Origin of the sequence: Agromyces sp. Root1464 (assembly GCF_001427265.1) — a bacterium.
Classification (GTDB): Bacteria; Actinomycetota; Actinomycetes; order Actinomycetales; family Microbacteriaceae; genus Agromyces; species Agromyces fucosus.
In genome coordinates this window covers 431737-446547 of the sequence record NZ_LMFU01000002.1, presented here as the reverse complement: position 1 = coordinate 446547, position 14811 = coordinate 431737, and the positions used below count along the sequence as shown (strand labels likewise).

The window sequence follows — 14811 nt, the reverse complement described above, 5'->3', positions numbered from 1 at the left end:
AGCCGGGCCCTGGGGAGGGGCTAGCTATTGGCGGATGTCGACGTGATCGATCTGGAAGTAGCTGCCTCCTGTCTTTTTCAGTTCCAGTGTGTGGGGGCCGGCCGACAATCCAGTTGCCGAGTAAGTCAGCACCCGCGCCCTGTACCCGCCTGAGTTGCTGGCAGTGAAGGTGCCTGGTTGGCTCACGCCGTCGACCTTCACCGTGAAGGTTCCATACGACGGGTTGGTCGGCATGTACACGTATGCCGCCGCGCCCGAGAACGTGATGGTTGCGGTGTCGTTGTTGGTCATCGTGTACCGGACATCGTCGTTCCAGTCGCCAGCGTTTCGGTTGCTTGCCGTGGTCCACGATCCGCTGTACGCGATGGAGGCGTTGTCGTTGTTCATACGGGTGCACGCCGACGTGCCGCAATCGTCGTACTGGATTGAGTCGACTTGGAAGTAGCTGCCTCCGGTCTTGGTGATCGTGAGCGTGTGCGGGCCGTATGCCAACCCGTCGATGTCGACCGTCTTCTGCTTCGGGTTGTATCCGCTCGCGGCGTATGCGGTGAATGTGCCCGGTTTGGCGACCCCGTCGACTGTGACTGTGAATGCTCCGTAGGAACTGTGGGTCGGCATGAAGACGCGCGCTCCCGTTCCAGTGAACGTCACCGTCGCCGCGTCGCCATTCGTGGTCGTGTACTGCACATCGTTCTGATAGTCGCCCGCGTTGCGGTTCGCGGAGTGGGCCCACGAGCCCGTGTAGGTGATCGACGACGCGGTGTTGTTGAGCTCGAAGCAGCGCGTTCCACATGTCGCGGCTCGATACCTCTGGCCAACCTCACGGAGCAGCGCGAGGGTTTCCGGATCCCAGACGCCCCCCTCCCACATCATCGGCACGAAACTGATTGTCTTGTGATCCGATCGCGCGGTCTGCAGGTCGTTCAGTACCCTGTCGGTGGTGAGCCCGCTGCTCAGCGAAATGGGTGTGTTTGGCTGGTAGACCCCCCAGCCGCCATTGAGAAGATAGTTGCAGTGCGCGCGCAGCGTTGCAAAGGGTCCACTCGTGTAAACCCCTGTCGAACCCACCGGCGAGCCGGCGCGGGGACCGAGTGGTCCGCAGCTGTCGACGTTCAGCCAGTCCGAGAACGGGGTGTATGCCGCAGCCTCCCAATTGTTCCAGGAAACCAGCCGATCCGGGTTTCCTACCCGGGCCGTCTCCTGCAGCTCCTCGAACTTCGCCGGGTAGTAGTACGAGGCGTCGTCAAAGAACCAGCCGTCAAGATCGGTTCCAAATTGATTTCCGATCGCCGTGATCACGTTCTTCCAGTTGGTGAAAAACGTCGCGCGATCACCAACACCCGTGAGCCGGAACGACGAGGGGAAGTCCTGGCGGTCCCACCAGTTCGCGTCCTGATCATGACCGTTGTGGTAATAGAGCATGAACCGGATCCCCTGCGCAGTGAGTGCGGCCCCGATCTTGCGGTTCAGATCGGCTGAGCTTCCGTCCGAACACGTCTGACCCGTGAGGGTGTTGCTGTTCGGCGCCCCCCCGAGAATCGTGTCGATTGCAGAGTTCCCTCCACTGATTTGATAGGTCCACCAGGTGTACGACCAGACGACGTAGGCCGCCCCCGTGGACTTCACGTTGTTCACGAACGCTGGCACATCGAAGTCGCAAGCTTGGTCGAGCATTGACTTCTTTGCGCCGGACTGCGGATACCCCCACGCTCCGTACTGGAAGAACAAGCCATACCCGGCGTCGCTGAACCACTGATTGGCAGGGCGCTTGGAATCGGCAACGGCAGCATCGAAAGTCGACTGCTGCGAGGTCGCCAAGAACTCGAGAGACTTGATGTCCATGGCCGAGCTGCCCACGGAGGTCCGCTTCAACTCCAGGGTGCTGGTTCCCTCGGGGATCGTGATCGATCCCATACTGAGCCGATCCCATCCGAAGGAGTGCGTCGCAACGTCGAGAGTCCTCGTCGGCTGCCCGCTCTTGGTGCTGGTCAGCCGAAGGGCTACGGATGAGGAAGACGACAACAGAGCGACGATGTTGTACGAGACAGCCGCATCCGAGGTGACCGTCCACGTCAGCGTGGCGCCCGAGTCGTTGAAGCCCTCAACCCAGTAGTGGGCGTCGGCTTGATGGACCTCGACTGCCCCGTCGGTGCGAGCCGCAGCACCGGCCATCAGCATCGCTGGAGACGCCGCAGTACTACTTAGCGAACCATGAGCATCAGGTTCGCCATCGCTGGCATACGCCGCACCCGGCGAGCCAGTGATCATCGCGACAGCGAGTGCGGCCGTGACCGCGACCGCAACGGTCGGGGCCAAGCGCCTGCGCGCCCGGTCCCTCTGAAGTGACAGAGACGTCATTGAACTGCGCCCTTCATTCGAATGGAAAGTCGACCGCAGACCCGTCACCGTCGACGAGGGCAAATATCCAATGGAATGCCCGTAGCCGCATGGTACGCGTATCATGACTTGACCCGCAAGGATTCTAGCCGCTGCAACTCGCCGACAATCAAGGCGAATTGCGCTAGATCGGGATTGCCCCCATGGACCGGGCGCGCTCGCCGTGCCGTGGCTCGACAACCGGCAGATATCACGCATCACAGGTCTCGCTGCGCCAGTTGGGCTGCGCCGCTTCGATTGGATCACGCATGCCAACGAACTCACTACCCCGACCCTTATCCTCCACGGATCTGCTGATATGTCGGCGCCGATCGGTGGCGGCGCATCTCGATGGCTACCGCAAAGGAAGGCGCCCTCAAACTCATGGAGACGAATGCGATCGCCGCCTCTGGCTGGAGCGCGGCCGATGCGACGCATGGACCGCTCGGGCAAGTCGTGCGAGGGACAGGTGTGGTTGCGTTGACCAGCGGCGAAGCAGGTCGCGATTCGGTCATCTCGTTCGCCGATGCAGCGCGCCGACTGGGCGGCGTGATTGCCGAAGTCGGTGGCTGCGTCATCGATGTCGCGCAGGTGCAGGTGCCGACGGCAATGGTCGCATCTGAACTCTCGCCGCTCGTCGATATTTTCCCGCTGCAACGGCTGGCTCTCGAGCTTGCCTTGCGCCGTGGACTCGACCCGGATCGCCCCGCCGGACTAGCCAAAGTAACGAAGACTACCTGAGTATGCGTCTACCCACCGGTGAACAATACGAGCTCTCATTCAGCACGCCTAATCATGAGCTGAGCGCGACGATCACACAGGTCGGGGCCGGAATCCGTGGGCTGCAGATCGACGGTATCGACATCGTCACCGGGATGCGTCTGCCATGTCTCGGGTACGAACTGTCTGGTCGGGCGTGGGACTGCTCGATGTGGATCCGGTCGCACGAGTCGGCATGAGGTCGGCGCGGATTGCGTGGGACGCTTTTGGGTCCCTTTTCATCCGCAGGCAACGGCAATTGACCGCAGCCAACGGACACCACGGCGTCTCTCGCGCGGCCGCCTGGGGCTTATGATTACTGGCATCCACAACCAAACACGTGCGCTCAAGCGATATGCAGCACTGTCAGGGGGTCAGGGGTTCGAGTCCCCTCAGATCCACCAATTACCCCCGAAGAACTCAGGTTCTTCGGGGGTTTTCGTGTATTGAGAGCCGCATCGGCTGACGGCCCCACCGGATGCGGAGAGGGACCTGTCACGGGCCCGCACGCATCTCAGCGGCCACCGCGGCGACCTGTGTCCGGAGCCATCGGTGCCCCGCGTCCTCATCGTGCGAGGCGCTCCACCAGAACGCGTGGCGGATCTCTGGCAGTTGCAGTGGCGACTCGACGACGACCACGTCCGCCCTGGTGGCGAAGCGGGTGGCGAGCGATTCGGGCACGAACGCCACGCGATCGGTGCCCGCGACCATGTCGGGCAGGGTCAGGAAATTTCGCGTGACGACTTCCGTGCGCGGCGAGAGTCCGAGGGTGAGCAACTGGCGCGTGGCGCTCGTCACGGCGGTGCGCCCGCTGTAGGTCACGGCCCATGGACGCTCGCCGAGTGCGTCGACCGTCAGTGCCGGGGCATCCGCACCGTCTTGGGGTGCTGCCACGATGCACGTCCACGCATCGATGAAGAGGTCGAGGTGCTCGGCGTGTTCGAAGTACCCGTGCGGCAGGACGAGCCCGTCGATGTCTCGGAGCGACTCGGGTGCGTTGTCGACCACCTGGTCCTGCACGTGCTCGAATCGCAATTGCGTGTGGGGCGCAGCGCGGGCGACCGCGCGGGCGAGCGGTGCACCGAAGATCGCGGCGATGTAGTCGGAGCAGACCAGGCGGAACTCGCGGTGGCTCTCGGACGGGCGGAACTCGGCCTGCGTTCCGAACAGCCGGCTGAGAACGCCAGTCGCACTGTGCACCTCGTCGAGCAGTTCGGCCCCGAGAGAGCTCAGCACGTATGCGTTGCCCGAGCGGATGAGCAGCTCGTCATTGAAGTGCCGGCGGAGCCTCGAGAGCGCGGCCGAGAGCGCTGGCTGGCTCATGAACATGCGCTCGGCCGCCCGGCTGACGCTGCGCTCCTCGAGCAGTGCCTGCAGCGGCACGAGCAGGTTGAGGTCGATGGATCCAAGCTGCATCGGGGCGCGGTGCCGGTCGCCTGGCTCCGCTGCGCCTGGTCGTTGCGTTCCCTCTGTCGCCATCGACACGGTCCCTTCACCTCGGCGGGCTAGCGCCCCGTGCTCTGTCGTACCACGAGCGAAGGTTCCAGTCGAACGGCGCGATGCTCGTGTTCGCCCGAATCGAGGTCGTCGAGGAGCAGGCCCACGCCCGCATACCCCAGCTCGGCACCCGGCTGGCTGATGGTCGAGATCTGGATCGGCGAATCCCAGGCTGCTTGGTTGTTGTCGTACCCGATGACCCCGACGATGTCTGGGACGCCGATGCCGCTCGATTCGGTGAAGGCCTGCACGATGCCGGCGGCGAGCAGGTCGGATGCCGCGACCACGCCGTCGATCTCCCCGGTGACGACGCGGGCCGCGAGGGCGTGGCCGACCTTCCACCCGTCAGCCCGATTGATGCCGTCGGGCGAGAGCTCGTCGACGGGGCGGATGCCGCTCGCTGCGAGCGTTCTCCGGAAACCCTCGCGGCGGTCGGCCACGGGTTGGAGCGCGCTGGGACCGCCCACGAACACGAGCCGGGAGCGGCCCGTGTCGAGCAAGTGCTGCGTCGCCAATCGGCCGCCGGCCTCGTTGTCGAAGTAGGCGCTGCAGAACGCCGCGGCATCCGCGTGGAAGTTGAGCAGGGTCAGCACAGTGCCGCGCGCCCGGCGCGTCGAGAGCGCCCTGTAGTGCGTTTCGTCGTTCAGCGTGAGCAGCGTGCCGAGCACGCGCGACTCGGCGAACAGGTCGACGTACCGGTCCTCGCGCTCGAGGCGGCCGTCGGCATTGGCGACGAGCAGCGACAGCCCGTGCTCCTCAGCTGCGCGTTCAGCGCCGCGGGCGATGTCGACGAACAGTGAGTTGCCGAGGTCGGAGAGCACGAGCCCGATGGACCTGGAGCGCCCGGCGGCGAGGGATCGAGCGGCCCCGTTCGGCACGTAGCCCAGCATCGAAATGGCACGTTCGACGCGGTCGATCGTCTCGGCGGCGACCCGTTCGCGGTGGTTCAGGACGTTCGACACGGTCGACTGGGAGACGCCTGCGAGGGAGGCGACATCGGCGATGCCCGCGGTTCCGGTGCTCGTCGCACCGGGTGCCCTCTGGCCGCCGGAACTCATCGTCGAGGTGATCGTCATGAGCACAGCGTACGCGATCGTTGCAGCGTTCCAAGCCACGCAACGACGCGGGTATTCGTGGGTTCGATAGCGGGTATCAGGATACGCATGCCCGAAATCACGGCTGAGCCGCGGCGGAGCACGGCGCATCCGCCTAGCATCCTCTTGCAGCGCTACAACTCGATGGCGCGGCCGCATTCAAGGAGGAACTGTGACCACAGCACGTATCCGAGCGCGACGACTCGCGCCGCTCATCGCGGGACTCGGGGCCACCGCGCTCCTGCTGACCGCCTGTTCGGGCGACAGCGGCGGCGAGACCGCGGCGCCGACGGACTTCACGTACCTTTCGTTCGCTGAGAACACGAGCATCCAGGACACGCTGACCTCGCTCAGCACCGGCAGCTGCTCTGCTGAGAACGAGGCGCTCCCGCTCGACATCACTACCCAGCCGCAGGCCAGTTACGACCAGCAGCTCCAACTGCTCGCCGGTCAGAACGCGCTGCCGGTGCTCTTCGCCAGCGGCAATTCGCCGCAGGTCGCCAAGGACCTCAATGACGGCGGCAAGCTCGTCGATGTCGATGCGGCACTCGAGGAACTCGACCAGAGCGACGCGATCATCCCCGCAGCTCGCTCCACCATCGAGGCACTCTACGGCGGGGACGTCTACGTGCTCCCGACCGAGTTCAACGTCGAGGGCATCTGGTACAACAAGCAGCTCTTCGCCGAGAACGGCATCGAGGAGCCAACCACCTGGGACGAGCTCGTCGATGCTGCGGCGAAGCTGAGCGCGGCGGGCGTCACGGCGTTCTCCGCCGACGGTCAGGACGGCTGGCCGCTCACGCGTCTCGTCGGCAACTACCTGTTCCGCACCATCGGCCCGGATGCCCTGCAGAAGGTTATCGACGGCGAGGCCTCGCTCACCGACCCCGAGTACGTCGAAGCGGCGGCAGCTGTCGCCGACCTCGGCAAGGAAGGGTACTTCGGCCCGTCGGTCGGCTCGATCGACTACATGACCGCCGTCAACCAGTTCCTCACGGGCGAAGCCGGCATGTTCTACATGGGCAGCTGGATCCTCGCGAACTTCAACGACCCCGAGCAGAACAAGATCGGCGCCGAGAACATCGGCTTCATGCCGTTCCCCGACGTCGAAGGTGGCGAAGGCAGCCGTGACCAGCTCGCGGCAAACGTCGGCGTGCCGCTCGCGCTCTCCGAGGCGAGCTACGGCGACGACGTCTCGGCGTGGCTCGGCTGCTTCGCCGAGAACTTCGGCTCGACCTCGCTCGGCGAGCAGGGCGTCATCACCGGCTTCGCCGTCAACGAACCGGTCGAGGACCTGCCGCCGCTCACGCAGGCGGTGCAGGAGAAGATCGACGCGACCACGCAGAGCGTGCTCTGGTTCGAGGCCCTGTTCAACGCGAAGGCGGCCACCACGAGCCAGACCAACGCGTCGCAGCTCGTGACCGGTGCGATCTCGCCCGAGGAGTTCATGGAGATGGTCCAGGCGGACCTCGAGTAGCTCCCCACCCGAACAGGCCGGAGGTCGCGCCCGCACGCGACCTCCGGCCCACATCCCGATCGAAAGCAACCCTGTGAACCGCGTCCTCGGCGACCCGCGCGCCATCCTCATCCTCCTGGGCCCCGCCCTGCTCGTCTACACGCTCGTCATGCTCGTGCCGATCTTCTGGTCGCTCGGCTACACGGTGTTCGAAGGCAACCCGATCACGGGCTTCGAGTTCGTCGGAATCGACAACTTCGTCGAGCTCTTCAACGATCCGAAGATCGCCGACGCGCTGGTGTTCACCCTGAAGTACGCGGTGGTGCTGACCGTCGCCCAGGTCGGCTTCGGCTACCTGCTCGCGCTCATCTACGTGTTCTGGCTCCGCAAGGCGTCGAGCCTCATTCGAACCTTGGCGTTCTTCCCCGTCGTGCTGCCCACGGTCGCCGTCGCCCTGCTCTTCCAGGAGCTGTTCAAGATCGCGCCGGTCAACGGCCTGGTGAACGACCTGCTGAACCTCGTCGGCATCCCGTCAGTCGACTGGTTCGCCTCGCCCGACACCGCGTTCCTCGTGCTCATCCTCATGGACCTCTGGCGCTCGATGGGCTTCTACGCGGTGCTGCTCTACGCCGGCCTCGTCGACATCCCCGACGACCTGTTCGAGTCCGCACGGCTGGACGGGGCATCTGGATGGCGGCTCGTGCGCCACATCGTGATCCCGCTCTCACTCCCCGTGCTGCTCTCCTCGATCATCTTCAGCGTCAACGGCACGCTCAAGGTCTTCGACTCGGTGCTTGCGCTTACGGGCGGCGGGCCGGGCAACACGACCACCCCGCTGACCCTGTACATGTACCAGACCTCCTTCACCTACGGCGAGTACGGGTACGGAAGCTCGATCGCACTGCTGCTGACGATCATCTGCCTGCTCGTCACGATCTTCATCTTCCGTTCCTCGCGCCGCGATCTGACCAAGGGCTGAACCATGACCGCCACCTTCACCGATCGCTCGCCACGCCTCATCCGCTTCGTTCGACGCATCCCCGTCTGGATCATCGTCGGGATTCTGCTCGTCGTCGTGGTCTATCCGCTGTTCTGGCTCCTCACCGGCTCCCTGAAGACGCAGGAGGAGTTCCTCAACAACCCGACGTGGGCGCTGCCTGAGGACTGGACGAACTTCAGCAATTACGTCGAGGCGTGGACCACCGGCAACCTCGGGGTCTACATCCGCAACAGCGTGCTCGCGGTCGTCCCCGCGCTCTTCTTCACCATCGTGTTCGGCGTGGCCGCAGGCTTCGCCCTCGAGGTGATGGTGTGGAAGGGTCGCGGGCCCGTGCTCCTGGCGTTCCTCGCGGGCATCATGATCCCGGGCCAGATGATCCTGCTGCCGCTGTTCACGATCTACTTCCGTGCCGGCCTCACCGGTTCGCTCTGGCCGCTCATCATCACGTACACCGCGATCGGCCTGCCGCTCACGGTATTCATGATGGCGACCTACTTCCGCTCCGTGCCGCGCGAGATCTTCGAGGCCGCGACCCTCGACGGGGCGAACATCTTCCGAATGTTCTGGACGATCGGCTTCCCGCTCGTGCGCAACGCGATCTTCACCGTCGCGCTCGTGCAGTTCTTCTTCATCTGGAACGACCTGCTCATCGCCCTGACGTTCACGACCCGCGACGACCTCCGCACCATCCAGGTGGGCCTCCTGAACTTCACCGGGCAGTTCGGGCAGATCCAGTACGGCCCGACGTTCGCGGCCATCGCGGTCAACGTCATCGGCACGCTGGCGATCTACCTCTTCCTGAACCAGCGCGTGATGAAGGGCCTCACGGCGGGCTCGGTGAAGGGATGACCGGCATCGAGGGCCTCCGGCTCGAGCACGCTGCCGCCACACTCGGGATCGGCGTCGCCGCCCCTCGCCTGAGCTGGGCCCTGAGCGGCGAGCGTTCGCAGCGCGCGTACGAGGTCGAGGTGAGCTTCATCGGCACTGATGAATCGACGACGGTCGTCGTGGATTCCACCGACACGCTCTACCAGCCCTGGCCTGCACGGCCGCTCCGGTCCCGCGAAGCGGCACACGTGCGCGTTCGCTCCCATCTCGTCGGCGACGAGGCGCCCACCGCCTGGAGCGCACCGGTCCGGGTCGAAGCCGGACTCCTCGACGCCGTGGACTGGGTCGTGGACTGGGTCTCCCCGTCCCTGCGTGCGCCGCATGACAGCGCGCGAGCCGCAACCCTCCTGCGTGCGGAGTTCGACGTCGAGGGACGCGTGCGCCGGGCACGGGTCTACGCGACGGCGCACGGCGTCTACGATCTCGAGGTGAATGGCACCGCGGCATCCGACGAGGTGCTCGCGCCCGGATGGTCGAGCTACCTCCATCGCCTCCGCTATCGCACGCTCGACATCACCGAGACGCTGGCCGAGGGGCGGAATGCGATCGGCGCATGGCTCGCCGACGGCTGGTACCGCGGCAGGCTCGGGTTCAACGGCGGGCTGTGGGACAACTACGGCACGGATGTCTCGCTCCTGCTGCAGCTCGAGATCGAAGACGACCGCGGCGTGCGCGTCGTTCCGCTGCACTGGACGCACGCACCAGCGCCCATCGTCGCCACCGGGCTGTACGAGGGCGAACGCCACGATGCCCGCCTCGAGCCCGACGGCTGGTCCGCGCCGGGATTCGCCGCCGACGACTGGGAGGCCGCGAACACGCTTCCGCGTCGGCAGTTCTCCGCCGAACTCGAGGCGCCGACTGGACCACCCGTGCGGGTGATCGAGTCGATCCGTCCCGTCACCGCGGAACGGCGAGACGACGGCCGCCTCCTGCTCGACTTCGGCCAGAACATCGCGGGCAAACTGCGATTCACCGTGGCCGGAACGCCGGGGGAGACCGTGACCCTTCGGCACGCCGAGGTACTCGAGGCCGGGGAGCTGGCGCTCCGCCCGCTCCGTTCGGCCACGTCCGAGGACGCCTATACGTTCGCCACCGCCGAGCCCGTCACCTGGACCCCGAGGTTCACACTGCACGGCTTCCGGTACGCCGAGATCATCGGATGGCCGGCCGATGCCGGCACCGACGGCATCGAGGCCCTCGTCGTCCACTCCGACATGCGCCGGACCGGCTGGTTCGAGGCAGACCACCCGTTGCTCGACCGCTTCCACGAGAACGTCGTCTGGAGCATGCGCGACAACTTCGTCGACCTGCCGACCGACTGCCCCCAGCGCGACGAACGGCTCGGCTGGAGCGGTGACATCCAGGTCTTCGCGCCGACTGCGTCGTACCTGTTCGATGCCACGGGCGTGCTCGAGAACTGGCTTCGGGACCTCGCCGCCGAGCAGCAGGCAACGGGATCGGTGCTGAACTTCCACCCGTGGATCGACTGCGGCTTCCCCGTGGACCCCGCCGCGGCCTGGGGTGATGCGGCCGTGATCGTGCCGTGGACCCTCTACCGCCGCACCGGGGATCTCGAGCTCCTGCGCACCCATTTCGACAGCATGCGCGCGTGGGTGGAGCAGGTCTTCGCGCTCACACACGAGACGGGCCATTGGAACGAGGGCTTCCAACTCGGGGACTGGCTCGATCCCGCGGCACCGCCCGAACGCCCAGGCGACTCTCGAACAGATGCCAGCCTCGTCGCGACGGCGTACCACGCGCGCACCGCGCGGTTGGTGCTGGCTGCCGCGGAACTCCTCGGCGACACGGCCGCGGTGGCGCGCTACGCGCACATCGCCGACCTCGCAGCGACGGCGTTCCGCACGAACTACGTCGCGCCCTCGGGCAGGGTCGTCAGCGACACGGTGACCGCCCTTTCGGTGGCGATCGCCTTCGAACTGCTCGAGGGCGACCAGTATCGCGAGGCAGGTGAGCGCCTCGCGGTCCTCGTTGCCGAGGGCGATCACCTGATCGCCACGGGATTCGTCGGGACGCCGATCGTGTGCGATGCACTCACCTCGACCGGCCACCTCGACGACGCCTATCACCTGCTCCTCCGCACCGAAGCGCCATCGTGGCTGTACGCCGTGACGATGGGAGCGACCACGGTCTGGGAGCGCTGGGACAGCATGTTGCCCGACGGCCGCATCAACCCCGGCGAGATGACGTCCTTCAACCACTACGCCCTCGGAGCGGTGGCGGACTTCCTCCACCGCGTCGTCGGCGGGCTCGAGGAGTTGGAACCCGGCTACCGGCGGGTGCGCATCGCGCCGCGGCCCGGCGGGGGACTCGGACGCGCGTCGGTGCGTCACGACAGCCCATTCGGCACGATCTCGTGCGAATGGGTCCGCGAGGGCGGCCGCATGACGGTCGAACTTCGTATCCCGGTCGGGGTCACCGCCGAGGTGGTCCTGCCGGATGGAACCGACCAGGTGGAGACCGTGGGGGCCGGTGCCCACCGGTTCGAGTTCGCCCATCGGACACCCGACGAGGATGCTGCTCGACCGCGAAGATGGAACATCCACAATCCCGAGGAGCGCGCGCAGATGATGCTGGAGGGTGCACGATGAGCGCGAACGCGAACGCGAGCGCGAGCGCGAGCGCCGAGGCGCTCTCTGCCGAGCTCCCACTCGAAGATGCGGCGAGCCTGCTGTCGGGCGCCGACTTCGCCTCGACGAAGGCGTTGCCGGAGCGCGGCATCCGCGCCGTGATGATGACCGACGGATCCAACGGCGTCGCCATGAACCTGCCCGACTGGTCGGGAAAGATGCCCGCGACCTGTTTCCCGACGTCGTCCGCGTTGGCGTCGAGCTGGGATCCGGAGCTCGTCGAACGCGTCGCCCGTGCGATCGGTGACGAGGCACGCGCTGCCGGCGCCGACGTGCTGCTGAGCCCCGGCATGAACCTCAAGCGCTCGCCGCTCGGCGGCCGCAACTTCGAGTACTACTCCGAAGACCCCCTGCTCACCGCTCGCCTCGCAACGGCCTTCGTCCGCGGCGTGCAGGATGCGGGCGTCGGCGCCTGCGTCAAGCACTTCGTCGCGAACAACCAGGAGACCGACCGCATGCGCGTGAGCGCCGAGGTCTCCGAACGCGCCTTGCGGGAGCTCTACCTCGCGGCCTTCGAGGCCGTCGTCACCGAGGCGAAGCCCTGGCTCGTGATGGCGTCCTACAACCGGGTGAACGGCTCCTACGTGAGCGAAGACCGACGCTTGCTCACCGGCGTCCTGCGCGAGGAGTGGGGTTTCGACGGGGTCGTGGTCTCCGACTGGGGTGCGGTCGAGGACCGCGTCCGCGCCGTCAGCGCCGGTCTCGACCTCGAGATGCCGTCGACCTCGGGGGCATCCGACGCGCAGATCGTCGAGGCGGTGCGAGCGGGCGTGCTCGACGAGTCCGTCGTGCGTCGGTCCGCCGAGCGGATCATCGCACTCGGCGAACGGGTCGTGGCACGAGCTGACGCGCGCCCGGTCGACCGCGAACGTGCCGCCGCGCTCGCCGTCGAGGCGGCTCGGAAGGCAGCCGTGCTCGTCAGGAACGAGCACGAGACGCTGCCCTTGGGCGGTGCCGCTCGGGTCGGCGTCATCGGCGCCCTCGCCGACGAGCCGCGGATCCAAGGCGCCGGAAGCGCCGGCGTCAACGCTCCCGCGGCCGGTTCGATCGTTGAGGCGCTCCGCCCGCTCGTCGGCACCGTGGATCACGCGCCCGGGTACCTGCCAGATGCCGTCACGACGAGCGATGAACTGCTCGCCGAGGCGGTCCGCGTCGCCGCTGCATCCGATGTCGCCGTCGTCATCGTCGGACTTCCCGAGACCGCTGAATCTGAGGGCTACGACCGCACCACGATGGACCTGCCGGAGGCGCAGGTCCGACTCATCAGCAGGGTCGCCCTCGCCGCTCCCAGCACGGTGGTCGTCGTGATCGCCGGCGGCGTGGTCTCGCTCGAGCCCTGGCGCCCGTACGTCGATGCGATCCTCCTGGCCGGACTGGCCGGACAGGGCGTCTCCGACGCCCTCGCCGGACTGCTCGTAGGCGCGGCGGCGCCCTCCGGTCGGCTCGCCGAGACGGTGCCGCTCGCGCTCTCGGATTCGCCGAGCTACCTGAGCTTCCCGGGTGAGGCCGGCCGCAGCGTCTACGGCGAGGGCGTGTTCGTTGGATACCGCGGGCACGACAGCGCCGGGTCGCCGGTCGCGTATCCCTTCGGCCACGGACTGACCTACACGACGTTCGAGTTCGACGACGCGGATGTCACGCCCGACGGCTCCGGCTGGGTCGCTAGCACGACCGTCCGGAACACCGGTACACGGGCCGCTCGTGCGGTCGTGCAGGTGTACGTGTCCCCGCCCGAGTCCCAGGTCCGCCGGCCCGTGCGAACGCTCGCCGGGTTCGCGGCCATCGAGCTCGAGCCGGGCGCGTCCGGATCGGTCTCGGTACGCGTCGACCGCCGCTCGATCGAGCGTTGGGATGAGGCCGCGGGGCAGTGGGTCGCCGACGGCGGAACGCACGTGTTCGCCTTCGGGGCGTCATCTCGCGACCTCCGCCAGAGCGTCGCCGTCGAGATCGACGCAACGGAACCCGACCTGCCGCTGACCCCGCATTCGACCCTGGTCGAATGGCTGGACCACCCGATCGCCGGCGCGATGCTGCTCGACGAGCTTCGCGCCGCGGATCCGACCGGCGCGACGGTCGGGATGCTGACGAATCCGACCGCGTTGCTCATGATCGGCGGGCTTCCCATCCACCGGCTCGCAGTGGATGCCGGCAACGCCCTCAGCGAGGAGTTGCTCCTGCGGGTGAGTGCGGCTGCCGCCGGTTCGCAGGACCGGCCAGGTACTGCATCGACTCGTCCGACGAGCTGACGAGCGCGCGGTAGCGTCCGCCGGGGCTCGCCTCTGGATGGGCCTGAGGCAGCGTTGCCGCGCGGAGTGCTGCCGAGATGTGCTCGGCGGCCGACTGCAGCGAGTCGACGAGCGGGATCCATGGTGCGTCGTCGTTCGGCACGACCGCGCCGACGGACGCGACGGTCTCGCCGGCCGCGCCCGTGACCGGCACCGCGATGCCGCGGGCGCTCGGGTGGATGTACCCGTCGGCGACGGCGAAGCGCTGGGTGTGAACGCGGTGGAGGACACGGCGCAGCTCCGCGGCATCCGCGATGGTGGCGTCGGTGAGGGAGCGCAGGGGGCCGGCCAGCACCTCGTCGCGGGTGGCGGCATCGGCGTCCGCCAGCAGCACGAGGCCCGCGGCCGAGGCATGCAGGGGGAGGCGTCCGCCGATGATCGTCGCGTTCACGACGGCGTCGCGGCTCGAGAGCCGTTCGAGGAAGAGCACGTCGCCGCCGCTCAGGATGCCGAGCTGGACGTGCTGGCCGATCGAGCCGTGCACCTCCTGGAGGTGCGGCATGGCGATCTCGCGCAGCCCGAGTGCACCGGGGGTGCGGCAGGCCAGCTCCCAGAGACGGATGCCGAGACGGTAGGTGCGATCGGCGCCGCGCTCGACGAGCCGCTGTTCCTCGAGGTCGGCGAGCAGGGCGTGCGTCGTGCCGACCGGCAGCCCGCTGCGCCTCGAGAGCTCGGAGAGGCTGAGGAACGGCGAGTCGATGCTGAACGCGTCGAGCACCTGCAGTTGGCGACTCAGCGTCGATCGGCCTGCGGATGCGCGTGCCATCATGCCTCCTTCGCACGTCGAGCCTATTCGGCTTTCGATTGA

General features: G+C 67.0%; 10 protein-coding genes. 6 read left to right on the top strand and 4 right to left on the bottom strand.

The window, feature by feature from the left end:
• Positions 1 to 24: 24 nt before the first annotated feature.
• The gene (locus tag ASD23_RS07895; RefSeq protein ID WP_129230411.1) at positions 25 to 2268 is read right to left on the bottom strand and encodes a hypothetical protein; all 2244 of its coding nucleotides are present in this window, start codon (positions 2266 to 2268) and stop codon (positions 25 to 27) included.
• A 459-nt stretch (positions 2269 to 2727) separates the two neighbouring features.
• Between ASD23_RS07895 and ASD23_RS18810 the strand changes: the two genes are divergently transcribed.
• Entirely contained in the window at positions 2728 to 3117 is a 390-nt protein-coding gene (locus tag ASD23_RS18810) for a hypothetical protein (RefSeq protein ID WP_129230410.1), read from the top strand.
• Between the two features lie 513 nt (positions 3118 to 3630).
• Here ASD23_RS18810 and ASD23_RS07885 read toward each other — a convergent pair.
• Together ASD23_RS07885 and ASD23_RS07880 are read right to left on the bottom strand one after the other, a co-directional pair.
• Positions 3631 to 4551, bottom strand: a complete 921-nt coding sequence (locus ASD23_RS07885; RefSeq protein WP_056009099.1) for a LysR family transcriptional regulator — start codon at positions 4549 to 4551, stop codon at positions 3631 to 3633.
• A gap of 89 nt (positions 4552 to 4640) precedes the next feature.
• Complete coding sequence (locus tag ASD23_RS07880) at positions 4641 to 5708, bottom strand: LacI family DNA-binding transcriptional regulator (protein WP_235507682.1); 1068 nt, start codon at positions 5706 to 5708, stop codon at positions 4641 to 4643.
• A 190-nt stretch (positions 5709 to 5898) separates the two neighbouring features.
• Between ASD23_RS07880 and ASD23_RS07875 the strand changes: the two genes are divergently transcribed.
• The 5 genes from ASD23_RS07875 to ASD23_RS07855 all read left to right on the top strand — a co-directional run bounded on the left by ASD23_RS07875 (position 5899) and on the right by ASD23_RS07855 (position 13964).
• Positions 5899 to 7203: an ABC transporter substrate-binding protein gene (locus ASD23_RS07875; RefSeq protein ID WP_082571306.1), complete on the top strand. Its 1305-nt coding sequence runs from the start codon at positions 5899 to 5901 to the stop codon at positions 7201 to 7203.
• A gap of 73 nt (positions 7204 to 7276) precedes the next feature.
• Positions 7277 to 8161 carry a carbohydrate ABC transporter permease gene (locus ASD23_RS07870; RefSeq protein ID WP_056009097.1) on the top strand — a complete coding sequence of 295 codons (885 nt, stop codon included), beginning with the start codon at positions 7277 to 7279 and terminating at the stop codon, positions 8159 to 8161.
• A gap of 3 nt (positions 8162 to 8164) precedes the next feature.
• A complete protein-coding gene (locus ASD23_RS07865) occupies positions 8165 to 9031 on the top strand; it encodes a carbohydrate ABC transporter permease (RefSeq protein ID WP_056009094.1) in 867 nt (288 codons plus the stop codon).
• Entirely contained in the window at positions 9028 to 11679 is a 2652-nt protein-coding gene (locus ASD23_RS07860; protein ID WP_082571305.1) for a family 78 glycoside hydrolase catalytic domain, read from the top strand. The genes ASD23_RS07865 and ASD23_RS07860 overlap by 4 nt, the downstream gene beginning before the upstream one ends.
• Positions 11676 to 13964 (top strand): glycoside hydrolase family 3 C-terminal domain-containing protein, encoded by a 2289-nt coding sequence (locus ASD23_RS07855; RefSeq protein WP_056009089.1) that lies wholly within the window; start codon positions 11676 to 11678, stop codon positions 13962 to 13964. Before ASD23_RS07860 ends, ASD23_RS07855 begins: the two co-directional genes overlap by 4 nt.
• Here ASD23_RS07855 and ASD23_RS07850 read toward each other — a convergent pair.
• Positions 13876 to 14769, bottom strand: a complete 894-nt coding sequence (locus ASD23_RS07850) for an IclR family transcriptional regulator (protein ID WP_082571520.1) — start codon at positions 14767 to 14769, stop codon at positions 13876 to 13878. The genes ASD23_RS07855 and ASD23_RS07850 overlap by 89 nt on opposite strands.
• Positions 14770 to 14811 lie beyond the last annotated feature (42 nt).